The organism is Rhizobium sp. AN68, from assembly GCF_030758035.1.
GTDB classification, from domain to species: domain Bacteria; phylum Pseudomonadota; class Alphaproteobacteria; order Rhizobiales; family Rhizobiaceae; genus Agrobacterium; species Agrobacterium tumefaciens.
Window position 1 is genome coordinate 1,088,391 of record NZ_JARWMI010000002.1, and the last position, 22,720, is coordinate 1,111,110.

The 22,720-nt window shown below is 59.4% G+C and carries 17 protein-coding genes and 1 pseudogene; 1 reads left to right on the forward strand and 17 read right to left on the reverse strand.

The annotated features are described in order from the left end of the window. Positions 1–32: 32 nt before the first annotated feature. Positions 33–1,052, reverse strand: coding sequence for a bile acid:sodium symporter family protein (locus RBH71_RS08430; RefSeq protein ID WP_003511574.1), 1,020 nt, complete (start codon positions 1,050–1,052; stop codon positions 33–35). A gap of 99 nt (positions 1,053–1,151) precedes the next feature. On the opposite strand from RBH71_RS08430, the gene RBH71_RS08435 reads away from it, so the two are divergent. Then, complete coding sequence (locus tag RBH71_RS08435) at positions 1,152–2,012, forward strand: LysR substrate-binding domain-containing protein (RefSeq protein WP_003511576.1); 861 nt, start codon at positions 1,152–1,154, stop codon at positions 2,010–2,012. Between the two features lie 18 nt (positions 2,013–2,030). On the opposite strand, the gene glpK is transcribed toward RBH71_RS08435, so the two are convergent. The 16 genes and pseudogenes from glpK to RBH71_RS08515 all read right to left on the reverse strand — a co-directional run bounded on the left by glpK (position 2,031) and on the right by RBH71_RS08515 (position 22,445). Continuing rightward, entirely contained in the window at positions 2,031–3,530 is a 1,500-nt protein-coding gene (glpK, locus tag RBH71_RS08440) for a glycerol kinase GlpK (RefSeq protein WP_003511578.1), read from the reverse strand. Positions 3,531–3,599: 69 nt separating this feature from the next. Then, complete coding sequence (locus tag RBH71_RS08445) at positions 3,600–5,321, reverse strand: extracellular solute-binding protein (protein WP_003511579.1); 1,722 nt, start codon at positions 5,319–5,321, stop codon at positions 3,600–3,602. Positions 5,322–5,397: 76 nt separating this feature from the next. Beyond that, the gene (locus tag RBH71_RS08450) at positions 5,398–5,691 is read right to left on the reverse strand and encodes a DUF2160 domain-containing protein (RefSeq protein ID WP_003511580.1); all 294 of its coding nucleotides are present in this window, start codon (positions 5,689–5,691) and stop codon (positions 5,398–5,400) included. A 1-nt stretch (position 5,692) separates the two neighbouring features. Beyond that, the gene (locus RBH71_RS08455; protein WP_003511581.1) at positions 5,693–6,616 is read right to left on the reverse strand and encodes a carbohydrate ABC transporter permease; all 924 of its coding nucleotides are present in this window, start codon (positions 6,614–6,616) and stop codon (positions 5,693–5,695) included. A gap of 3 nt (positions 6,617–6,619) precedes the next feature. After that, the gene (locus tag RBH71_RS08460) at positions 6,620–7,486 is read right to left on the reverse strand and encodes a carbohydrate ABC transporter permease (protein WP_003511582.1); all 867 of its coding nucleotides are present in this window, start codon (positions 7,484–7,486) and stop codon (positions 6,620–6,622) included. 2 nt (positions 7,487–7,488) lie between these two features. Further along, on the reverse strand, positions 7,489–8,559 hold the full coding sequence (locus RBH71_RS08465; protein WP_013761936.1) for an ABC transporter ATP-binding protein: 1,071 nt from the start codon (positions 8,557–8,559) through the stop codon (positions 7,489–7,491). A gap of 13 nt (positions 8,560–8,572) precedes the next feature. Next, on the reverse strand, positions 8,573–9,643 hold the full coding sequence (locus RBH71_RS08470; protein WP_003511585.1) for an ABC transporter ATP-binding protein: 1,071 nt from the start codon (positions 9,641–9,643) through the stop codon (positions 8,573–8,575). Between the two features lie 37 nt (positions 9,644–9,680). Next, positions 9,681–11,204 carry a glycerol-3-phosphate dehydrogenase gene (locus RBH71_RS08475; RefSeq protein WP_003511586.1) on the reverse strand — a complete coding sequence of 508 codons (1,524 nt, stop codon included), beginning with the start codon at positions 11,202–11,204 and terminating at the stop codon, positions 9,681–9,683. A gap of 108 nt (positions 11,205–11,312) precedes the next feature. Then, positions 11,313–12,087, reverse strand: a pseudogene (locus tag RBH71_RS08480) (DeoR/GlpR family DNA-binding transcription regulator). 141 nt (positions 12,088–12,228) lie between these two features. Beyond that, positions 12,229–13,707, reverse strand: coding sequence for a siroheme synthase CysG (gene cysG, locus RBH71_RS08485; RefSeq protein ID WP_003511589.1), 1,479 nt, complete (start codon positions 13,705–13,707; stop codon positions 12,229–12,231). Beyond that, entirely contained in the window at positions 13,679–16,327 is a 2,649-nt protein-coding gene (locus RBH71_RS08490) for a nitrate reductase (protein WP_003511590.1), read from the reverse strand. The genes cysG and RBH71_RS08490 overlap by 29 nt, the downstream gene beginning before the upstream one ends. 214 nt (positions 16,328–16,541) lie before the next feature. Then, positions 16,542–16,877 (reverse strand): nitrite reductase small subunit NirD, encoded by a 336-nt coding sequence (gene nirD / locus RBH71_RS08495; RefSeq protein WP_003511593.1) that lies wholly within the window; start codon positions 16,875–16,877, stop codon positions 16,542–16,544. Between the two features lie 5 nt (positions 16,878–16,882). Further along, positions 16,883–19,330 (reverse strand): nitrite reductase large subunit NirB, encoded by a 2,448-nt coding sequence (nirB, locus tag RBH71_RS08500; protein ID WP_003511594.1) that lies wholly within the window; start codon positions 19,328–19,330, stop codon positions 16,883–16,885. Between the two features lie 5 nt (positions 19,331–19,335). Next, entirely contained in the window at positions 19,336–20,133 is a 798-nt protein-coding gene (locus RBH71_RS08505) for an ABC transporter ATP-binding protein (protein ID WP_003511595.1), read from the reverse strand. Positions 20,134–20,146: 13 nt separating this feature from the next. Next, positions 20,147–21,040: a nitrate ABC transporter permease gene (ntrB, locus tag RBH71_RS08510; RefSeq protein ID WP_003511597.1), complete on the reverse strand. Its 894-nt coding sequence runs from the start codon at positions 21,038–21,040 to the stop codon at positions 20,147–20,149. Between the two features lie 112 nt (positions 21,041–21,152). Then, positions 21,153–22,445 (reverse strand): CmpA/NrtA family ABC transporter substrate-binding protein, encoded by a 1,293-nt coding sequence (locus RBH71_RS08515; RefSeq protein ID WP_111801017.1) that lies wholly within the window; start codon positions 22,443–22,445, stop codon positions 21,153–21,155. Between the last annotated feature and the right edge of the window lie 275 nt (positions 22,446–22,720).

Sequence of the window (22,720 nt, forward strand, 5' to 3'; positions counted from 1 at the left end):
GGGGCCGTTTTTGTTTGCCTAAAATTCAGCCCTCAGCGGGTGGATACTGCCGCGCCTTCCGCAGCGACAGTTTCCGTTATCGCTGCTTTTTCATGGGCCTTGCGGGCATAACGCTGGGCCAGCACTGCGCAGACCATCAGCTGAACCTGATGGAAGAGCATGATTGGCAATACGATTGCGCCGATGCTCTGGCCGGCGAAGATCGCTCCTGCCATGGGCACGCCGCTGGCAAGGCTCTTCTTCGACCCGCAGAAGGTGATGGTGATTTCATCCGCCTTGTCGAAACCAAGCGCCCGGCTGCCGAACATCGTCACGCAGAGAACAAGCGCCAGAAGAACGATATTGATGCCGATGACAACGCCGATATCGCGCACGGAAAACGTCTGCCATATGCCTTCGATAACTGCTTCGGAGAAGGCAAGATAGACCACCATCAGGATGGAACCGCGATCGACCGGCGACAGCAATTTCTTGCGTGCCCTGATCCAGTCACCGATCCACGGCTGCAGCACCTGGCCGGCGATGAAGGGCAAGAGCAGTTGCAGGAAGATTTGCAGGAACGCATCCAGCGAAAATCCACCACCATGGCCACCGACCGTGAACAGCAGCCCGACCAGCAGCGGTGTCAGCACCATGCCGAAAATATTCGAGGCGGAGGCTGAACAGATCGCGGCAGGCACGTTTCCGCCTGCCATGGATGTGAAGGCGATGGACGATTGCACCGTCGACGGCAGGACGCAGAGAAACAGCACACCCATATAAAGCGGTGCCGGCAGAATGCTCTCGGGAATGAAACCGATCGCCACGCCCAGCAACGGGAAAAGGCCGAAGGTGACGAGAAGGATCGCCATGTGCAGGCGCCAGTGCAAGATACCCGCAATCACCACATCCCGCGACAGCCGCGCGCCGTGGAGAAAAAACAGCAATGCGATTGCCAGTTTCGTGGCAAGCCCGAAATACACCGCCGGCTGTCCGCTGATCGGCAAAAGGGAAGCCAGGATCACGGTGGCCACCAGCATCATGGTGAAACGGTCAGGCAGGAAGCGGGTCATGGGAGGTCTTTCCGACATCGGTTTTGCTTGAAATATCCCATACTATCGCTCATCATGAATTCGGATGCAAAGACTAACAGTTATCACGATATGAGATAAATGCTGAACCTTCAACATCTTGCCAGCTTCGTGATGCTTCAGCAAACCGGCAGCTTCACGCTGGCTGCCGAGCGGCTGGGCATCGGCCAATCCACCGTCAGCCAGCATATTCAGCGGCTTGAGGCGGCACTTGGCCGTCGGTTGATTGCGCGCAGCACCCATCAGGTGAAGCTGACGGGCGAAGGCGAGGCGCTGCTCGGTTATGCCCGCAATATGCTGGAGATCGACAGCAGAGTTTCATCGCTATTCAGCGAAAACCGCCTGCGCGGGCGCTTAAGGCTTGGCGTTTCCGAGGATTTCGTCGCTAGCCGGCTCACCGCCATTCTGGAAGAATTCATCCGCCTCTATCCCTTGGTCGATCTGGAGCTGACGGTGTCGCTGAGCGGCGTGCTTTACCAGATGCAGGATAATGGCGAGTTGGACGTCGTGCTCGCGAAACGTCGACTCGGTGATAAGCTCGGCCACTTCCTGTACCGCGAACCTCTGGTATGGCTCGCGCGTGACCCGGAGCGAATGCTGAGCCAACCGGACGCCCTGCCGTTGATCGCCTTTCCGCCGCCAAGCATTACTCGAAAGGCGGCACAGGAAGCGCTGGATCGGGCAGGTCTCGCGTGGCGGATCGTCTGCACCTGTGGCAGCCTTAGCGGACTGACCGCTGCCGCAAGGGCGGGCATGGGCATCCTCGTGCAACCGCGCAGCATGGCGCCAGCCGGCCTCAGGGAGATTGCGGCTGATGTCCTGCCGGCGCTCGAAGACGTGGAATTCGTGCTTCAGCCAAGTAAGGGCGCGGACACAAAACTGGTGCGCGCCCTTTCCGATCTGGTATCCAGCAAGAGCATCGCACCGGGCAGTTTTGCGTAAAAAAGACGCTTGCTCGAGTCAATCTTCCCGTTTCGAGAGGCAGCGGCCAACACTATCACGCCACCCCGCGATGGCGCTCTTACGCTCCGTCTCATCCATATCTGGCAGAAAACGGCGATCCCGTTTCCAATGGGCGGCAAAGGCCTCCCGGTCCGGCCAGATGCCGGCGCGCGATGCTGCGAGCCATGCCGCACCGAGAATGGTGGTTTCCAGGAATACCGGCCGGTCGACCGGTGCAGCGAGAATGTCCGCCAGCCGCTGCATGGTCCAATCCGAGGCAACCATGCCGCCATCGACCCGGAGCACCGTCTTGCCATTGTCGCCCGCCCAGTCGTTGCGCATGGCATCCAGAAGATCGAAAGTCTGATAGGCGACGCTTTCGAGTGCCGCGCGGGCGAACTCCGCAGGGCCGGTGCCACGCGTCAGGCCGAAAATCGCGCCCCGCGCTTCGGCATCCCAATAGGGCGCGCCAAGGCCGGTGAAGGCCGGCACGAGGTAAACCCGCTGCTTGGGATCAGCCTTTTCGGCAAGCGCGCTGACTTCAGACGCGACCGATATGAAACCGAGCTCGTCACGCAGCCATTGCACGGCAGCGCCGGCAATAAAGATCGAGCCTTCAAGCGCATAGGTCGTAACGCCATCGAGACGATAGGCAATTGTCGTCAGCAACCGGTTTGTCGAGGCGACCCGGTCGGTGCCGGTATTGAGAAGCGCAAAGCAGCCGGTGCCATAGGTCGATTTCATCATGCCGGGTTCGAAGCAGGCGTTACCGATAACGGCAGCCTGCTGATCACCGGCGACGCCGAGGATCGGAATTTCCGCACCCAGAAGCGCCTTGTCCGTTACGCCGAAATCGGCAGCGCAATCAAGCACCTCCGGCAGCATGGCGCGGGGAATGTCGAGGATGGACAGCAATTCGTCATCCCAGGCATTGTCCTCGATATTGTAGATCAGCGTTCGCGAGGCATTGGTAGCGTCGGTCACATGGCGGCGACCGCCGGTGAGGCGATAGATCAGGAAACTGTCAACCGTGCCGAAGCAGATTTCGCCCTTCACGGCTTTTTCGCGAAGGCCGCTGACGCTGTCGAGAAGCCATTTCAGCTTCGTGCCGGAAAAGTAGGGGTCGAGCAGCAGACCGGTCTTTTTCGAAAAGAGCGGCTCCAGCCCCCTTCGTTTCAGATCCTCGCAAATTGGTGCAGCACGGCGATCCTGCCAGACAACGGCCCGATGCACGGCCTCACCCGTATTACGGTCCCACAGCACGGTCGTTTCGCGCTGGTTGGTGATGCCGATCGCCTCGATATCGGAAGCGGAGATACCGGCATCGGCAAGCGCCAGCCGGATTGTTTCAAGCACGCTTTTCCAGATATCCTCGGCATCGTGTTCGACCCAGCCGGAGGCCGGGAAATGCTGCGGAAATTCTCGCTGGCCGACACCGATGACCCGCATGTCGCGATCAAAGACCATCGACCTTGTCGATGTCGTCCCCTGATCGATCGCCAGAATATAACCGCCCATTATGTCACTCCCTTTCAAACGCAATGACGGGGCGGCAAAGCCGCCCCGGTTTAAGATTTCACGCAGACATTACTTCTGCCAGCTTTTGACCAGCTCGTCGTAATTGACGGTGACCGGCTTTTCCTTTTCGTTGGCAATCTTCAGCTGCGGTGCCAGATTGCCCTTCGAAACGGCGTCCTTGTTCCAGTAGTCGATATCGTGTTCTTCCGCCAGTTTTGGGCCGATATCGCCCTGCACACCGGCGCGCTCGATACGGGCCATGACTTTTTCCTGCTCGGCGCAGAGCGAGTCCATTGCGGCTTGAGCGGTTTTGGCACCCGAAGATGCATCGCCAATTGCCTGCCACCAGAGCTGCGCCAGCTTCGGATAGTCAGGCACGTTGGTGCCGGTTGGCGACCATTGCACGCGAGCGGGCGAGCGGTAGAACTCGATCAGACCACCAAGCTTGGCGGCCCGGTCCGTGAAGCTCTTGTGATGGATGGTGGTATCGCGAATGAAGGTCAGACCAACATGGCTCTTCTTCACATCCACGGTCTTGGAAGTTACGAACTGCGCATAAAGCCATGCGGCCTTGGCGCGATCGTCAGGAGTGGATTTCATCAGCGTCCACGAACCCACGTCCTGATAACCGAGCTTCATGCCGTCCTTCCAGTAGACGCCATGCGGGGAAGGTGCGACGCGCCATTTCGGCGAACCGTCCTCGTTCACGACAGGCAGGCCGGGCTTGGCCATATCGGCAGTGAAGGCCGTGTACCAAAAGATCTGCTGGGCAATGTTACCCTGCGCCGGCACCGGACCGGATTCGGAGAAGGTCATGCCCTGCGCTTCTGGCGGCGCAAATTTCTTCAGCCATTCGAGATATTTCTCGATGGAATAGACCGACGCCGGACCGTTGGTATCGCCGCCGCGTGCCACGCACGAGCCGACCGGCTGCGACTTGTCGTTGACCTTGATGCCCCATTCATCGACAGGCAGGCCGTTTGGCAGGCCCTTGTCGCCGTTGCCGGCCATGGAAAGCCAGGCATCGGTGAAGCGCCAGCCAAGCGACGGGTCCTTCTTGCCATAGTCCATATGGCCGAAGACCTTCTTGCCGCCGACATCACGGCCGGTGAAGAATTCGGCAATATCCTCATAGGCGGACCAGTTTACGGGCACACCAAGGTCGTAGCCGTATTTGGCCTTGAAATCGGCCTTGTTCTTGTCGTCATTGAACCAGTCGTAGCGGAACCAGTACAGGTTCGCGAATTGCTGGTCGGGAAGTTGGTAGAGCTTCTTGTCCGGTGCCGTCGTAAAGGCGCTGCCGATGAAGTCCTTGAGATCTAGGCCGGGATTGGTGACGTCCTTGCCCTCATTTGCCATGAAATCCGTGAGGTTGCGGACCTGCTGGTAACGCCAATGCGTGCCGATGAGGTCGCTGTCATTCACCCAGCCGTCATAGAGGTTCTGGCCGGTCTGCATCTGGGTCTGAATCTTTTCGACGACGTCACCTTCCTGGATGATGTCGTGCGTGACCTTGATGCCGGTAATAGCGGTAAACGCAGGTGCCAGGACCTTCGATTCATATTCATGTGTTGTCAGGGATTCGGAAACGACCTTGATGTCCATGCCAGCAAAAGGTTTCGCGGCATCGATAAACCATTGCAGTTCCTTTTCCTGATCTGCACGCGAAAGCGACGACATATCGCCGATTTCCTTGTCCAGAAATTGCTTTGCCTCCTCCATTCCGGCGAAAGCGGAACCTGTCATTGCCAGCAGCATGGCTGCCGTCGTCGTCATCAGATGCCGTCGCATATCAGTCCTCCCAAGGGTTGCGATTGCACGAAGTCTGCCGGGTGCGGTTTTCCTCCGCCGCACCGTTCTTCCTGCTCTAGACGAAACGGAAAACGCCAATTGCGTAAACCGCCGACAGAGCGAGAGCCCACCAAAGGTTCGGGCCGACCAGCCCGAGCCATGCAAGATGAATGAAAGCGCTGCCGAGCAGCGAAATGAACAACCTGTCGCCACGCGTTGTCTCGAAACGCAGCAGGCCGAAGCGGGGGTTGCCGCCGGGCGAGAGCTGTTCCCAGAACCACATCCCAACCAGCAACACGGCGATGGCACCGAAAAACGCGGCCGTCTGCCAGGTCCATGCCATCCAGGTGAAATCGGGCATCTTCGTCATGTCAAACCCTCCCCAGCGCAAAGCCCTTGGCGATGTAATTGCGAACAAACCAGATCACCAGCGCACCGGGTATGAGCGTCAGCACGCCGGCGGCGGCGAGCAGGCCCCAGTCCATGCCAGCGGCAGAAACGGTTCTCGTCATGGTCGCGGCGATTGGCTTGGCGTCGGTCGTCGTCAGCGTGCGGGCGATCAGAAGCTCGACCCACGAGAACATGAAACTGAAGAAACAGGCGACACCGATGCCGGAGGCAATGAGCGGCATGAAAATCTTCACGAAGAATTTCGGGAAGGAATAGCCGTCAATATAGGCGGTCTCGTCGATTTCCTTCGGTACACCCGACATGAAACCTTCGAGAATCCACACCGCCAGTGGCACGTTGAACAGGCAATGCGCCAGCGCCACGGCAATATGCGTGTCGATCAGCCCGAAAGCGGAATAGAGCTGGAAGAAGGGCAGCGCGAAGACGGCAGGTGGCGCCATGCGGTTGGTCAAAAGCCAGAAGAACAGGTGCTTGTCGCCCAGGAAGCGATAACGCGAGAAGGCATAGGCCGCCGGGAGGGCCGCCGAGACCGAGATCACCATATTCATGACGACGTAGATGATCGAGTTGATGTAACCCGAATACCAGGATGAATCCGTGAAGATCGTCCGGTAATTCTGCAACGTCGGCTGGTGTGGATAAAGCGTCATCGACGAGACAATTTCCGTGTTCGTCTTGAAGCTCATATTGATAAGCCAGTAGATCGGCACGAGCAGCAGGATGATGTAGATCGTCGGCACCAGCCAGGAAAAGCGCGATGGCCCATGGCGGCGGCGCGATCGTGAATTCGCAGCAAGGCCTGATATTCTCGCCGAACTGGCTCTTACCGGTGGATTGCCGATACCGTTGAGTTCCACGCTTGTGGTGACATCAGAGGCGCTCATGTCTCAAGTCTCCGCGTCGTGGCTGGTCATCACGGTGTAGAACACCCAGGACAACAGCAGGATGATGAGGAAGTAGATCAGCGACATGGCCGCCGCGGGACCCAGATCGAACTGGCCGAGCGCTACCTTGACGAGATCGATGGACAGGAAGGTGGTGGAATTTCCGGGGCCGCCGCCGGTGACGACGAAAGGCTCGGTGTAGATCATGAAGCTGTCCATGAAGCGCAGCAGGAATGCGATCAGCAGCACCCGCTTCATCTTCGGCAACTGAATGAACCGGAAAACCGCAAAACGCGATGCGCCATCGATCCTTGCTGCCTGATAATAGGCATCCGGAATGGAGACGAGGCTGGCGTAGCACAGGAGGACGACGAGGCTTGTCCAGTGCCACACATCCATGATGACGACGGTGATCCATGCGTCGACGGGATCGTTGACGTAGTTGTAATCAAGCCCAAGCTGATTGGCGTAATAACCCAGCAACCCGATATCGCTGCGACCGAACACCTGCCAGATCGTGCCTACCACATTCCATGGCACCAAAAGCGGCAGCGCCATGGTGACGAGGCAGACCGGCACGCCGATGCCGGATTTGGGCATCTTGAGCGCGATGAATATGCCGAGCGGAATTTCAATCGCCAATATGATGCCGGAAAATACCAGATTGCGTCCGAGCGCGTTCCAGAAACGGTCGGAGCCAAGAATTTCCTGAAACCATTGGGTTCCCGCCCAGAAGAACTGGTTGTTGCCGAAGGTATCCTGCACCGAATAGTTCACGACCGTCATCAGCGGGATGACGGCGGAAAAGGCGACCAGCACCAGAACCGGCAGCACCATGAACCACGCTTTGTTGTTCCAGGTCTTTTCCATGGTCAGGCCCCCATCTTCACACGCCAGGAATCGGCAAAGACACCGATAGCGGCCGGATCGAAGCGAACACCCGCTTCTGCCGGAATGTCCTCCTCCTCCGGAACGACAATCGCAAGCTTTTGGCCGGCGAACCGGGCGCGAACGATCTTTTGCCGGCCGATATCCTCGACCTTGTCGACGGTGATGGGCATGCCACCCCGCTCCAGCCGAACGAATTCCGGGCGGATGCCGATTTCGATCCGCTTCGATCCATCCACCACCGGCACGCCGGCAAGCGGAACGCCAAGGCCGCCGACAACCGCCGTTGCGCCATCGATGCTGGCAGGCATCACATTCATGCCGGGCGAACCGATGAAGTAACCGACGAACGTATGTCCCGGGCGTTCGAAAAGCTCGGCGGGTGTGCCGATCTGGACGATCTGTCCGTCATACATGACCACCACCTTGTCGGCGAAAGTCAGCGCTTCGGTCTGGTCGTGCGTGACGTAGACCATGGTGAAACCGGACTGGCGGTGGAGGCGCTTCAACTGCGAGCGCAGCACCCATTTCATATGCGGATCGATCACCGTCAGCGGCTCGTCGAAGAGGATGGCATTGACGTCGGATCGCACCAACCCGCGCGCCAGCGAAATTTTCTGCTTCTGGTCCGCCGTAAGTCCGCGCGCGTGGCGTTTGGCCATGCCGGAAAGATCGGTCATCTCGAGAATTTCCCGCACACGGCGGTCGACTTCGGCTTCCGGCACTTGCCGGTTGCGCAGCGGAAAAGCCAGATTGTCATAGACTGTCATCGTGTCGTAAACGACCGGGAACTGGAATACCTGGGCGATGTTGCGATCTTCGGTGGAAAGATCGGTGACATCCGTTCCGTCAAAGGCGATGCGGCCTTCCGAGGGGCGCAGCAAGCCGGAAATGATGTTGAGCAACGTGGTCTTGCCGCAGCCGGAAGGGCCAAGCAGCGCATAGGCACCGCCATCCTCCCATTCGTGATGAACTTCCTTCAGGGCATAATCACCTGCCGCCTGCGCCTTGGCGTTGTAAGCGTGGCGAATATGATCGAGCGTGATGCGTGCCATGATCGATCTCCCCTTAAGCCGCTTCGCCGATGGCGTGGCCGTGCGTATCGAAAGCCATCAGGTGCCGCGTATCGAGAAACAGTTCGATCTCCGTGTCCGGCTCGATGTCGTGAATGCCCTGCGCCAGCATCACCCAACGCTGGCCTGAAAATTCCACATGTACGAAGCTTTCCGATCCGGCGATCTCCGAGATCAGTGTCCGCGCCCGGATGGATTGCGCCGCCTGCCCCTTTTGCTGTGGGAAAAGATGATGTGGCTGGAAGGCAATGGTCACTGGACCGTCAGGCATGGCGGCAAGATGCGCCGGCACCGGCACAACCGCATGGTCGGCGCGCGTGAAGGCGTCGCCCGTCTTGATGACCTCGATGGTGTTCAGTGGCGGATCGGCAAAGATTTTCGCGGTTACGATATCCACCGGACGCCTGTAAACCTCGATCGTGCGGCTGAATTGTGTTACCTTGCCCTCGTTCAGCGTCGCGGTATTGCCACCAAGCAGCAGAGCTTCGGAGGGTTCCGTCGTGGCGTAAACGAAGATCGCACCGGATTCGGCAAAGATGCGCGGCAATTCCTCACGCAACTCCTCACGCAGCTTGTAATCGAGATTTGCGAGCGGCTCGTCGAGGAGCACCAGATTGGCGTTTTTGACGATGGCGCGGGCAAGTGCCGTGCGTTGTTGCTGGCCACCGGAGAGGTTGAGAGGCGTACGATCTAGATAGGGCGTCAGCCTCAGAAGCTCGGCGGCCTTCCTCACCTCCTTGTCGATCGTTGCCTTGTCCTTGCCGGCAACGCGCATCGGCGAGGCGATGTTTTCATAAACGCTGAGCGCCGGATAATTGATGAACTGCTGATAGACCATGGCGACGTTGCGCTTCTGAACCGGCCAGCCCGTCACGTCCTCCCCATTGAAGAGAATCGTACCGCCACTTGGCTTGTCCAGCCCGGCCATCAGCCGCATGAGTGTCGTCTTGCCCGAAAGTGTCGGTCCAAGCAGGACGTTCAGGCTTCCGCGCTGCAACGTCAGATCGGTCGGGTGAATATGATATTCACCGCCGGCCATCTTCGAGACGTTTCGCAATTCAAGCATGGTGATCCAAAGCCTCCTCCGCTTTTTGATCGGATCGTCAGATTGCCTTCAAGCGTCCACCTGCAATGTCATCGATATAATCCTCCAGCCCGCGCACCTCTTCTTGAGTAAAGAAAAGCCCCTGCTTGGTGCGGCGCCACAGAATATCCTCCGCCGTCAGCGCCCATTCCCGGGCCATCAGCCAGCGCACCTCAGCCTCATAAAGCGTGCCGCCGAAATGCCGTCCCAGCCCTGCCATGTCCCCGGCATTGCCAATAATCGACACGGCGTCCGTTCCATAGCAGCGGATGAGCCGCTTCGCATGCCGCTCATCGAGGAAAGGATAACGCGACCGCAGGGCCGTGACCTCTCCCGCATAAGCCTCGGCACCGAAATTTCCGCCCGGCAAATGTGAACCGGCCGTCCACGGCGAGCCCTTTTCACCCAGCGCATCACCGATTTTTTCAAGAGCATGTTCGGCAAGCCGCCGATAGGTGGTGAGCTTGCCACCGAAGATATTGAGAAGCGGCGCTTCGCCTTCAGCTCCTTCGGTTTTCAGCACATAATCGCGGGTTGCCTCCTGCGCTTTCGATGCGCCGTCGTCAAACAGCGGCCGCACGCCGGAATAGGTCCAGACGATATCGGCCGACGTCACCGGTTCAGCGAAATACTCGCTCGCCGCGTTGCAAAGATAGCTGATCTCCTCGTCGCTGATCTTAACAGCCCGGGGGTCGGCGGTATAGTCGCGATCCGTCGTGCCGATCAGGGTAAAATCCTGCTCATAGGGGATGGCGAAGATGATGCGCCCGTCCGGGTTCTGGAAAAAATAGGCGCGCGGATCGGAAAACTTCTTGCGCACGATGATGTGGCTACCCTGCACGAGGCGGACATTGTGGACATTGTTTTTACCGAATGTCGCAGCCAGAACCTTGTCCACCCAGGGGCCGGCCGCATTTACCAGCATGCGCGCCCGGTAGGTCGCGGTTTCTCCGGCACCATTTTTAGTTTCGACCCGCCAGAAGGCGCCTTCGCGGCGTGCCGAAACGACCTGCGTGCGGTTGAGGATCAAGGCGCCGCGATCGGCGGCATCGCGGGCATTCAGCACCACAAGACGGGCATCGTCCACCCAGCCGTCAGAATATTCGAAAGCGCGGGAAAAAATCGGCTTCAGCGGTTTCCCTGCGGGATCACGGCGCAGATCAAGCGAGCGGGTGGCGGGCAAAAGCTTGCGGCCGCCGAGATGGTCATAAAGAAAAAGCCCGAGACGCACGAGCCAGGCCGGGCGCACGCCGCCCTTCTGGAATGGCAGAACAAAGCGCATAGGCCAGATGATGTGCGGCGCCATGGCCCACAACACCTCGCGCTCCATCAGCGCTTCTCGCACCAGACGAAATTCGTAATGTTCGAGATAACGCAAACCGCCATGAATGAGCTTTGTGGCGGCCGACGAGGTGCCGGAGGCAAAATCGTTCATTTCCGCAAGCGCAACGGAATAACCCCTGCCGACAGCGTCACGCGCGATGCCGCAGCCGTTGATGCCGCCGCCGATCACGAAAACATCGTGGATTGCCTCGTCAGACATGGACCCTCCCGCGCTTTCATCGACGCTCTCCTCATCGATATATTGAAAGCACGGACATCTAATTTGAAGACAAAACGAATGTCAAACGAAATTCCAGGGCGGTTCGGATCAAGGCTCCCCAACCTCGGTTTCAATCAACCTGACGTCATGATCGGCACAGATGGATCGGATCGAGATCGACCGGACAATGATCGGTAATGAAGGTGTGCACCTGTGAAAGATGGCCGATGCGCACCGGCGCCGTCCGCTCGAATTTCAGTGAATCCGATACAAGAATGACGTGGCGAGCGTTGGACATGATCGCCTGGGCAACCTTGACCTCGCGAAAGTCGAAATCCAGCAAAGCGCCGTCTTCATCAATCGCAGAAACGCCGATGACGGCGAAATCGACCTTGAACTGGCGGATAAAATCCACTGCGGCTTCACCAACGATGCCGCCATCGGAACCGCGCACGACGCCGCCAGCGATCACCACCTCGATGCCCGGAAAAACCCGTAACCTGTTGGCAACATTAATATTGTTGGTGATGACCATCAGCTCGTGATGATCCGCCAGCGCTTCGCCCACCGCCTCGGTCGTCGTACCTATATTGATGAAAAGCGAGGAGTTGTTGGGGATGAGGGCAGCGGCAGCGGCGCCGATCGCCTGCTTTTCGGAGGAGGCGATCGCACGGCGTGCCTCGTATTTGACGTTTTCGTTGCCGCTCGGAAAAAGTGCGCCGCCATGGATGCGCGTCAGCACCCGCGTATCGCAGAGATCGTTGAGGTCCTTGCGGATCGTCTGTGGCGTTACCGAAAACCGCGTGGCCAGCTCGTCCACCAGCACACGCCCGCTTGCTTTCGCCAGCGCAACGATTTCATCCTGACGCGGTGTGAGCATCATTTCACCCTCCCTCCTCTTTCAATTTTTTCGTTTTATTGAAGAGCGAACGAAAAACCAATGTCAAGGGACGGTTTTGTGGCGCCGATCAGGTCCACTTGCGGAGGTATGCGAAAAACGTATCCGCACGGACCAGCAAGATTATTAGCCGGCTTTCTGAATTGACATCGGGACCGGCTCCGGCAGGCCGATCTCGGAAAACGCAGAGATTGCAGCACCAAACGCATCACCGATGCCGATCAATATAGGCTCGTTCACGCCCAGGCGCTCAACCGCCGCAGCCAGTTGCACAAGCGAACCGCACCAGCGCCGCTCATTTTCGCGGCTGACGGAAATCATGATGGCGACGGGCGTCGAGGCCGGCATGCCATGCGCCAGAAGGGCTTCCTCGATGCTGGCAGCGGTTCGCCCGCCCATGTAAAAAACCGTGGTCACGGAAGGGTTCGACAGGGACTGCCAGTCTATATTCTCCGGCAGCTTGCCCTGTCTGGAGTGCCCGGTGACGAAGCGGACCGACTGGGCGTGATCGCGGTGGGTGAGGGAAACGCCGAGCCGCGAAGCCATGGCGCTTGCCGCGGTGATGCCGGGTACGATTTCGACCGGGATGTTTTCAGCCTCCAGCGCTGCGATCTCCTCGCCGGCGCGTCCGAAAATCATCGGATCGCCGGATTTCAGCCGCACTACCCTTTTGCCGGCCTTGGCAAGGCGGATCATCATGTCGTTAATATCTTCCTGCTTGCAGCTTTCCCGGCCGCCGCGCTTGCCAACCAGCATGCGCTTCGCTTCCCGCCGCGCCAGTTCCAGCACCTCGGATGAAACGAGATCGTCAAACAGAATGACATCCGCCGCCTGCAGGGCGCGTACCGCTTTCAGCGTCAGCAGCTCGGCATCGCCCGGTCCGGCACCGACCAGCGTCACAAGGCCGCGTGCCGATCCTTTCCGACCTGCCTGCGCGCCGATGTCTGTCAGCAGCCTTTCTTCGCTGCCCTCATCCAGCCTTTCGGTAAACGCCCGGTCGACAAATTTCTCCCAGAATGAACGCCGCGCCGGGCCGGGCGCGAGGCGTATATTGACCCGCTCTCGGATGGTCTGGGCAAGCGCGCCCCAATCCTTGAGAGCGAGCGGCAGCAAAGTCTCGATGCGCCGGCGAATGGCCTGCGCCAGAATGGGTGCGGCGCCATCGGTGGAGATCGACACCACCACCGGCGAACGATTGACGATGGAGCCAAACTGGAACTGGCAGAATTCCGGCTTGTCGATGACATTGACAGGCACGCCGGCTGAGCGCGCGGCATTGTAAAATCGTCCCGCCTCTTCGTCGGTTTCACAATCCGCCAGCGCCAGTTCCGCGCCTTTGAAACTATCCGGACCCCAGGAACGGTCATGCCATGTCAGCATCTGGCTTGTCGAGACGAGCGCCTTAAAGCATTCCGAAAGCTCGCTTTCCTCGCAATAGAGGTGAAGTTCCGCCCCGCAGGCAAGCAGTAGCTCCGCTTTCCATGCGGCCCCATCCGATCCGCCCGCCAGCACCACGCGCTTGCCCTCAAGCCCCCAGAAGACCGGCAACTTGGCGAGCTTCTCCATGCGGTTCGGTTCATTCCGCTGCGGTTTTAAGGCATCCATCGATGATCCCCCTGATCTCGGCGCGGCAGGAGCCGCAATTGGTTCCGGCATTCAACGCAGCACCTATGGCTTCGACGCTGTGGCAGCCATTGCGGATGGCGGCCGTGATCTGGTTGACCCCGACATTGAAGCAGGAGCAGACCGTCGCCCCCGGATCGGCGCGGCCGGCGCCGGGACGCCCGGCGACTAGCGCAAAACGCATGCGCAAATCCTCATGGCGTTCGTTCAGCTGTGAAATCGCCCAGTTGCGGGCAACGGCCACCGGCTCTCTGGCGACGAACAGCGCTGCCAGCAGGGTATCACCGTCGAAGAAAGCAAGCCGCAGATTGCCCGTCTGCCGGTCACTGTAACCCAGAGGCTCAACCCTGATATCGATGCCGAAAACCTGTCGCGCCCAGAGCGTCCAGTCCTGCGGCTGTTCCTCGAAGGCAAGCTCCATGCGGTAGCCGCCATCCGCCTTCGCAACTGCCCAATAGGCGCAGCCCGGCGCATCAGGCCGGGTGCGGGCAATCGCAAATCCATAGGCTTTCGCTACAAAACGTCGTGCACTCACGCCGACATTCTTCGAAGCGGGCTGGCCGGAATGTGGGTCCGTGACCGCTGGCACGAGCATATCGATGCGGGCCTGCGAGGCGAACTGGTCGTTCCAGTGCATCGGCGCAAACACAGCTCCCCGTGCCTGCCTCTCGCTGACCAGAGCCCGCAGCAGGACCTTGCCGTGCGGGCTTTCAATCTCCACCAGATCGGCGCTTTCGATTCCCAGCAACTGTGCATCGCGCGGGTGAAGTTCGGCAAAGGGTTCAGCGATATGGGCAGCGAGCCGCGCGCTTTTGCCGGTACGGGTCATGGTGTGCCATTGGTCGCGGATGCGGCCGGTGTTCAGCGTCAGCGGGTAGTCCGCCGATGTCCTGCCGGTCTCCGGCAGTGCCGTGGCGATGAAGCGGGCCTTGCTATCCGCATGGAAAAAGCGGCCATCCGCGAAAAAGCGGGTCGTGGCGGCTTCACCGGGTTCGGCTTTTGGCCATTGAAACGGTGTCATCGTATCGTAGGAATCACGGTCGATCCCGCCGATATCGAAATCGCGGCTTCCGGCGTTCTCGAAGCCGGAGAGAGCGGCATGCTCGGCGAAAACCTCAGAAGGTTGCCGGTAGCCGAAGGCGGCGTCAAAACCCATGCGCCGTCCAACTTCGGCGAATTGCCACCAGTCGGCCTTTGCTTCGCCGGGCGCGTCAAGAAAACCGCGCTGGCGGGAAATACGTCGTTCGGAATTGGTGACCGTGCCGTCCTTTTCACCCCAGCCGAGCGATGGCAACAGCACATGAGCGTGGCGGGCGGTATCGGTATTGGCGATGACATCGGACACCACGACAAAGGGACAGGCCTTGATCGCCGCCTCGACGGCACCGGCATCCGGCATGGAAACGACGGGGTTGGTTGCCATGATCCACAGCGCCTTGATGCGGCCATCGGCAACTGCCCGGAACATATCCACGGCCTTGAGGCCAGGCTTCTGCGCAATCGCCGGCGAGGCCCAGAAGCGCTGCACGCGGTCGCGGTCTTCAGCGTTCTCGATGGCCATATGGGCCGCCAGCATATTGGCAAGCCCGCCCACCTCGCGTCCGCCCATGGCGTTGGGCTGGCCGGTCAGCGAAAACGGCCCCATGCCCGGCCGGCCGATGCGGCCTGTGGCGAGGTGGCAATTGATGATGGCGTTGACCTTGTCGGTGCCGCTTTGCGACTGGTTGACGCCCTGACTGTAGCAGGTGACGGTTTTTTGCGTGCGTTCGAACAATTCGTAAAAGGAAATCAGTTCCGCGATTGTCAGACCGGTCTTGTCGGCAATCTCCGGCAGGCTGTGCCCGGTCGCTGCCTGCATCGCGGCATCGAGGCCGACAGTGTGGTTTCCAACATAAGCACTATCGAACGCGGAACTGCCGGAAAGATGGGCCAGAAGACCGGTAAACAGCGCCACATCTCCATCCGGGCGGATGGCGAGGTGCATATCGGCAATATCTGCGCTCATCGTCCGGCGCGGATCGATGACCACCACCTTCATGTCCGGCCGCGCCGCCTTTGCGGCAGCAAGCCGTTGATAGAGGACGGGATGACACCAGGCGAGATTGGATCCGGTGAGGATTACCAGATCGGCAAGCTCCATATCCTCATAGGTGCCGGGCACCGTATCGGCCCCGAAGGCGCGGCGATGGCCGGCGACCGAAGACGACATGCAAAGCCGTGAATTCGTATCGATATTCGCAGATCCGATGAAACCCTTCATCAGCTTGTTGGCGAGGTAATAATCCTCCGTCAGCAATTGGCCGGAAACGTAAAAGGCAACCGAATCCGGGCCGTGCTCGGAAATGGCCTCGGAAAATCTTGAAGCAACGAGTTGAAGCGCTTCGTCCCATGCCACACGCTTTCCGTGGATTTCGGGATGGAGCAGCCGTCCGTCGAGGTCGATGGTTTCGGCCAGAGCCGAACCCTTGGAACACAGCCGGCCGAAATTGGCGGGGTGGTCCGGATCGCCTTTGACGGAAACGATGCCGTCATCGGCAACGGTGGCGATGACACCGCAGCCGACACCGCAATAGGGACAGGTGGTTTTCGTTTCAACGGGCATGGGTTTGCCCTCTTGGTGAGTGGCATTTACCCCCCTCTGTCCTGCCGAACATCTCCCCCTCAAAGGGGTAGATCAATTGCGACACCGGCTCTATTTCACAGCTTGCGTCTCCGACAACAGAGATGACGCGGGAAGCGTGCCACTTGTCGATCTTGCCCCTCGAGGGGGAGATGTCCGGCAGGACAGAGGGGAGTATCGTCGCCAACATCTGATATCACTCCGCCGCAATCATCAAAGTTTCGAGCGCAATCGAAAGCCGCCCGTCGAGATTGCGGAGAGGAATGGTCCTCACCTCACCCTCATCCGCCCCCAACGCCTTGCCGGTCTCCAGCGAAATGACCCAATTGTGCAAGGGACATGTCACCGAAGCCCCGTGCACGATGCCCTGAGACAGCGGGCCGCCTTTGTGCGGGCAATGATCCTCGATGGCGAAGACCTGATTTTCAGCCGTGCGAAACACGGCGATCTTGCCCATAGGCGTTTTCACGCAGCGCGCGCCGCGCAGCGGGATGTCGGAAATGTCGCCAATATCGATCCAGTTGCTGTCCATCGTTCTCACTCCGCTGCCTCGTTGAAACCGATTGCCGCCATCGGCCTGAATTCGTGCTTGTCGTGGCCGGACACACGTTCCGACCAAGGATCGACCTGCGCGAATTTCTGGCTGAAGACGAAGCGGTCAAAATAGGCCCGGCGCTTGTCGGCATCGTCCATGATCTGGCGGCGGACTTCGTCGTAACCGATGCGCTTGGCCCATTTATAGATGCGCTCGAGGTAGCGCGCCTGCTCGCGGTACATCTGGGTCAACGCCACGATATGCTCCAGCGCCTCATCCTCGGTATGGACGAGGCCCAGCACTTCCGTACCCTTGATATCGAGACCAGCGGCACCGGCGAAGTGGATTTCGAAACCGGAATCGACGCAGATGACGCCGATATCCTTGCATGTCGCCTCAGCGCAGTTTCGCGGACAGCCGGAAACCGCAAGCTTCAGCTTGGCGGGCGTCCATGATCCCCACATGAATTTTTCGATGCGGATGCCGAGGCCGGTGGAATCCTGCGTGCCGAAGCGGCACCATTGTTCTCCAACGCAGGTCTTCACGGTGCGAAGCCCCTTGGCATAGGCCTGGCCGGAAATGAAACCGGCCTTGCCGAGATCGGCCCAGACCGCCGGCAAATCCTCCTTCTCGATGCCGAGAAGATCGATGCGTTGCCCGCCTGTCACCTTCACCATCGGGATTTCGAACTTGTCGACCACATCCGCAATCGCCCGCAGTTCGGAGGAAGATGTGACACCGCCCCACATGCGCGGAACGACGGAATAGGTGCCGTCCTTCTGGATATTGGCATGGACTCGCTCATTGATATAACGCGACTGGTAGTCGTCGGCATATTCGTCGGGAAAATCGCAGACGAGATAGTAGTTGAGCGCAGGTCTGCATTTGGCGCAGCCGCAGGAGGTCTTCCATTCCAGTTCCTGCATCACGGCGGGAATGGTCTTCAGGCCCTTGGCCTTGATGAGACGGCGCACATCATCGTGGCCTAGATCGGTGCATTTGCACATGGGCTGCACGGCAGCGGGATTGTAGCTGTCGCCAAGCGTCAGCGTCATCAGCTGTTCGACAAGGCCGGTGCAATTGCCGCAGGAGGCGGACGCCTTGGTATGGGCGCGCACATCATCCAGCGAGGTCAGCCCCTTCGAGGTGATGACCGAGGTGATCTTGCCCTTGCAGACGCCGTTGCAGCCGCAGATTTCCGCATCATCCGGCAAGGCTGCAACGGCCGCCATAGGGTCCAGCGGGGACCCTCCCTGATAGGCCTGGCCGAAGATCAGGGTTTCGCGCATGGCGGAAATGTCGGTCGATTTCTTCATCAGGTCGAAGAACCACGAACCATCCGCCGTCTCGCCGTAAAGAACCGCGCCGATGATGCGATTTTCCTTGAGGATCAGGCGCTTGTAGACACCGGCGGTGGCATCGCGCAGCACGATTTCCTCGCGGTCGTCGCCCTCGGCAAAATCGCCGGCGGAAAACAGGTTGATGCCGGTGACCTTCAGTTTGGTATTGGTGACCGAACCATGATACTCGGCTGAACCGCCGCAAAGCCGGTCCGCCAGCACCCGCGCAGATTCATAGAGCGGCGCGACCAGCCCGTAGCACATGCCGCGATGCTCGGCGCATTCGCCAAGCGCATATATCGAGGCATCCGACGTCATCATGCCATCATCCACGACGATACCGCGATTGACGGCAATGCCGGCTTCCTTGGCGAGACCCGAGGCGGGACGGATGCCGACCGCCATCACCACCATGTCGCCTTTAATGACGCGACCGTCTTCCAGCTCGATGCCTTCAACCTTCTCCGCGCCGAGAATGCATTTGGTATTGGCCTTGGTGATGATGTCGATGCCGCGCTCGTTCAGCGCCTTTTCCAGAAGATAGGCCGCTGCCGGATCGAGCTGCCGCTCCATGATCGTCGGCATCAGATGGATGACGGTGACGTCCATTCCCTGGCGCTTCAGCCCGTAAGCTGCTTCCAGACCCAGAAGGCCGGCGCCGATGACGATGGCGCGGCCCTTGCCCTCGGCGATCTCAAGCATCTTCGTGACATCGTCGAGATCGCGATAGGCGAGAACGCCCGGCAATTGATGGCCAGGGACGGGAATGATGAAGGGCAGGGAACCGGTGGCGATCACCAGCCTGTCGTAGGAAACAGTGATGCCGTTTTCGCTGGTTACGGTCTTGTTGTCGCGGTCGATGCCGGTGACCTTGGCGCCCTTGTGCAGCGTCACATTGTTGGCCGCGTACCATTCGTCATTGTGGATGACGATATCTTCATAGCTCTTTTCGCCTGAGAGTACTGGCGAGAGCATGATGCGGTCGTAATTGACGCGCGGCTCGGCGTTGAAAATGGTGACGTCGTATAGGCCGTGGGCGGTTTCGAAAAGGTTTTCCAGCATGCGCCCCGGCGCCATGCCATTGCCGATGATGACGAGTTTTTGCGCCATAGTGGTTACTCCGCAGCTTCGACGAAGCGGTGACGTTCGTAAAGGAACTTCAGCACGGCCTCGCGGCATTTGAGGTAGGTCTTGTCGGATGCAAGCTCGATGCGGTTGCGCGGGCGCGGCAGCGGCACGTCAAGCACTTCGCCGATATGGGCGGCGGGACCGTTGGTCATCATTACGATACGGTCGGACAGCAGCACCGCCTCATCCACATCGTGGGTGATCATGACCATGGTGTTGCCAAGCCGGGCGTGGATTTCCATCACGGCGTCCTGAAGGTGGGCGCGAGTCAGCGCATCCAGTGCGCCGAAAGGCTCGTCCAGCAGCAGGATTTTCGGCTCCATGGCGAGCGCCCGGGCAATGCCGACGCGCTGTTTCATGCCACCGGAAATTTCAGACGGTTTCTTGTCCTTGGCGTGGGCCATCTGCACGAGATCCAGATTGCGCATGACCCAGTCGTGGCGTTCCGCTTTGGTCTTGGTACTGCTGAAGACCTTCGCGACGGCCAGGTTGACGTTTTCATAAACCGAAAGCCAGGGGAGCAGGCTGTGGTTCTGGAAGACGACGGCGCGTTCCGGGCCAGGTTCGTTGACCTCGCGGTTTTCCAGAAGCACGACGCCTGCTGAGACTTTGGTCAGCCCGGCGATGAGGTTGAGCATGGTGGACTTGCCGCAGCCGGAATGCCCGATGACCGAGACGAATTCGCCCTTGCCGATGGTCAGGTTGATGCCTTTCAGCACCTCGGCGCGCGAACCGCCCTTGTCGAAATATTTGTCGATATGATCGAGTTTCAGATAAGCGTTCATGATGGTCGCCCTTTTAGTTGGCCGCAGCGCCGCGGGTGATGACCTTGCCGAGCGCCGCTACCAGCTTGTCGAGCATGAAGCCGACAACGCCGATGTAAGCGAGTGCCACGATGATGTCGGGCAGGCGCGAGGAGTTCCACGCATCCCAGATGAAGAAGCCGATACCGACCCCGCCGGTCAGCATTTCCGCCGCCACGATGGCGAGCCAGGAGAGGCCGATGCCTATGCGCAGGCCGGTGAAGATGTAGGGGGCGGCCGACGGCAGCATGATCTTGAAGAAGAATTCGATCTGGTTGAGCCGCAGCACCTTCGCAACGTTGCGATAATCCTGCGGAATGTTGCGCACGCCGACCGCCGTATTGATGATGACGGGCCAGATGGAGGTGATGAAGATCACGAAGATGGCCGACGGATTGCTGTCCTGAAAGGCGGCAAGTGAAAGCGGCAGCCAGGCGAGCGGCGGCACGGTGCGCAGGACCTGAAAAATCGGGTCGAGGCCGCGCATGGCCCAGACCGACTGGCCGATAACCGCACCGAGAATGATGCCGGCGATGGCCGCAAGGCCGAAACCGTATGCCACGCGCTCCAGCGAGACCAGCACGCGCAAGCCGAGGCCGATATCCTGCGAACCATTATGGAAGAATGGCGATACGATGAGATCGTAGCTTTCCTCGAATACCTGGCTTGGCGGCGGCAGGGACGAGCCGGGGGCGGAACAGAGCATTTGCCAGACGCCCAGCAGAACGGCGAGGACGACAAATGGCGGTATGATATTGCGGGCCGCCGCAGCACCCAGTTTACGCAGATTGAACCGCGAGGGATGTTTGGGCGGAAGGGTCACGACGTTTGCCTTTTGTACCACCGGTTGCTGCGGCTGTTCCTTGAAATTTCGAGCCAATGCGGACATGGCGTTTCCTTTGGATTTCGGTTGCGGTCAGGGTCTCGCCCCTCATCCGGCCTTTGGTGTCCATCTTTAAATGGCAACCCGGCGGAGGAGGGGCGACACCCGTGTCTCCTCCTCAGGAGGCTGCCTTGATGGAAAGACTTTCGAGATAGGCCGACGGGTTTTCGGGGTCGAAGACCTTGCCGTCGAAGAAGGTTTCCTTGCCGCGCGACGTGGAGGCGGGAATATCGGCAACACCGAGATCCTTTGCAGCGTCGCGCCAGATGTCCTCGCGGTTGACCTTGGCAACCAGCGCCTTCACGTCCGTATCGGGTGCAAATTTACCCCAGCGGATGTTTTCCGTGATGAACCAGCTGTCGTGGCTGCGGAAGGGATAGGACGCGTGATCCTGCCAGAACTTCATCTGCAGACCGGTATTTTCCAGCACGCGGCCGTTGCCGTAATTGATATTGCCCTTGAGGCGGCCAAGAACGTCCTTCGGTGGCACGTTGAACCATTGGCGCTTGCCGAGGATCGTGGACATCTCCTCCTTGTTCGCCATCTCATCGCACCATTGCTGGGCCTCCATCACGGCCATCAGCAATGCCTTGGTGGCGTTGGGGTTCTTTTCCACCCAGTCGGCGCGCATGCCGAGCGCCTTCTCGGGATGCCCTTTCCAGAGTTCCCCGGTGGTACAGGCAGTGAAGCCGATGCCCTGATTGACGAGTTGCTCGTTCCAGGGTTCGCCCACACAGAAGACGTCCATATTGCCGACCTTCATGTTGGCGACCATCTGCGGCGGCGGAACGACGATGGTGGAGACGTCCTTGTCCGGGTCGATGCCGCCGGCGGCCAGCCAATAGCGGATCCACAGATCATGCGTGCCGCCGGGAAATGTCATGGCAGCCTTGATTTCCTTGCCATCTGCCTTCTTCTTCTCGAAAGCTGCCTTCAGCTTGGACGCGTCGAGCTGAACGCCGGTTTCAGCATATTCCTTGGCGACGGAAATACCCTGGCTGTCGAGATTGAGGCGGGCGATAAGCGCCATCGGCACAGGCACGTTGTTCTGCGTCACCTTGCCGGTATGCATGAGATAGGGCATCGGGGTCAGGATATGCGCGCCATCAATGCCGTTCGATGCGCCGCCGAGCACGAGATTGTCACGTGTCGCACCCCAGGATGCCTGTTTGAGAACCTCGACATCCGGCATGCCATGCTTGGCGAACAGTCCCTTTTCCGCCGCGATGATAAGCGGGGCGGCGTCGGTCAGCGCGATGAAGCCGATTTTCGCGCCCTTCACTTCCGGCTCAGCCGTAGCTGCGAAAGCGCCTGACGGAAAAGCGGTGCGCACGGCGGTAACAAGGGCTGCGGTGGCTGTCGTCTTCAGTATGGTGCGGCGGCTGACATCGCCCGAGAATATCTTTTTCATTCGCATCTTCCCCTTATTGGACCACCGCATGGGTGGCGCGTTCGCTTGCGAAAAAACCTGAAAATAAAAAAAACGCCGCTCGGTGTTTGCGCCTTCGGAACGGGAGGTGTTCCGGGCAGCAAAACCTTGCGACGTCTATGTCTGTGAAAGCGCTTATGCCGCGCCCTGCTCGCCCCGATCGCCGTTGACCAGTGCAAAGACTAAGAGGCAAGAGGCGTGCCAGTTTTACTTGTGGAAGCTATCGCCTTGGAAAAAAACGGAATTTCCGAGATTGA

Coding starts and splice junctions, on each gene's coding strand:
- RBH71_RS08430 (WP_003511574.1), bottom strand. CDS start 1,052: ATGACCCGCTTCCTGCCTGACCGTTTCACCATGATGCTGGTGGCCACC.
- RBH71_RS08435 (WP_003511576.1), top strand. CDS start 1,152: ATGCTGAACCTTCAACATCTTGCCAGCTTCGTGATGCTTCAGCAAACC.
- glpK (WP_003511578.1), bottom strand. CDS start 3,530: ATGGGCGGTTATATTCTGGCGATCGATCAGGGGACGACATCGACAAGG.
- RBH71_RS08445 (WP_003511579.1), bottom strand. CDS start 5,321: ATGCGACGGCATCTGATGACGACGACGGCAGCCATGCTGCTGGCAATG.
- RBH71_RS08450 (WP_003511580.1), bottom strand. CDS start 5,691: ATGACGAAGATGCCCGATTTCACCTGGATGGCATGGACCTGGCAGACG.
- RBH71_RS08455 (WP_003511581.1), bottom strand. CDS start 6,616: ATGAGCGCCTCTGATGTCACCACAAGCGTGGAACTCAACGGTATCGGC.
- RBH71_RS08460 (WP_003511582.1), bottom strand. CDS start 7,486: ATGGAAAAGACCTGGAACAACAAAGCGTGGTTCATGGTGCTGCCGGTT.
- RBH71_RS08465 (WP_013761936.1), bottom strand. CDS start 8,559: ATGGCACGCATCACGCTCGATCATATTCGCCACGCTTACAACGCCAAG.
- RBH71_RS08470 (WP_003511585.1), bottom strand. CDS start 9,643: ATGCTTGAATTGCGAAACGTCTCGAAGATGGCCGGCGGTGAATATCAT.
- RBH71_RS08475 (WP_003511586.1), bottom strand. CDS start 11,204: ATGTCTGACGAGGCAATCCACGATGTTTTCGTGATCGGCGGCGGCATC.
- cysG (WP_003511589.1), bottom strand. CDS start 13,707: ATGGATGCCTTAAAACCGCAGCGGAATGAACCGAACCGCATGGAGAAG.
- RBH71_RS08490 (WP_003511590.1), bottom strand. CDS start 16,327: ATGCCCGTTGAAACGAAAACCACCTGTCCCTATTGCGGTGTCGGCTGC.
- nirD (WP_003511593.1), bottom strand. CDS start 16,877: ATGGACAGCAACTGGATCGATATTGGCGACATTTCCGACATCCCGCTG.
- nirB (WP_003511594.1), bottom strand. CDS start 19,330: ATGGCGCAAAAACTCGTCATCATCGGCAATGGCATGGCGCCGGGGCGC.
- RBH71_RS08505 (WP_003511595.1), bottom strand. CDS start 20,133: ATGAACGCTTATCTGAAACTCGATCATATCGACAAATATTTCGACAAG.
- ntrB (WP_003511597.1), bottom strand. CDS start 21,040: ATGTCCGCATTGGCTCGAAATTTCAAGGAACAGCCGCAGCAACCGGTG.
- RBH71_RS08515 (WP_111801017.1), bottom strand. CDS start 22,445: ATGAAAAAGATATTCTCGGGCGATGTCAGCCGCCGCACCATACTGAAG.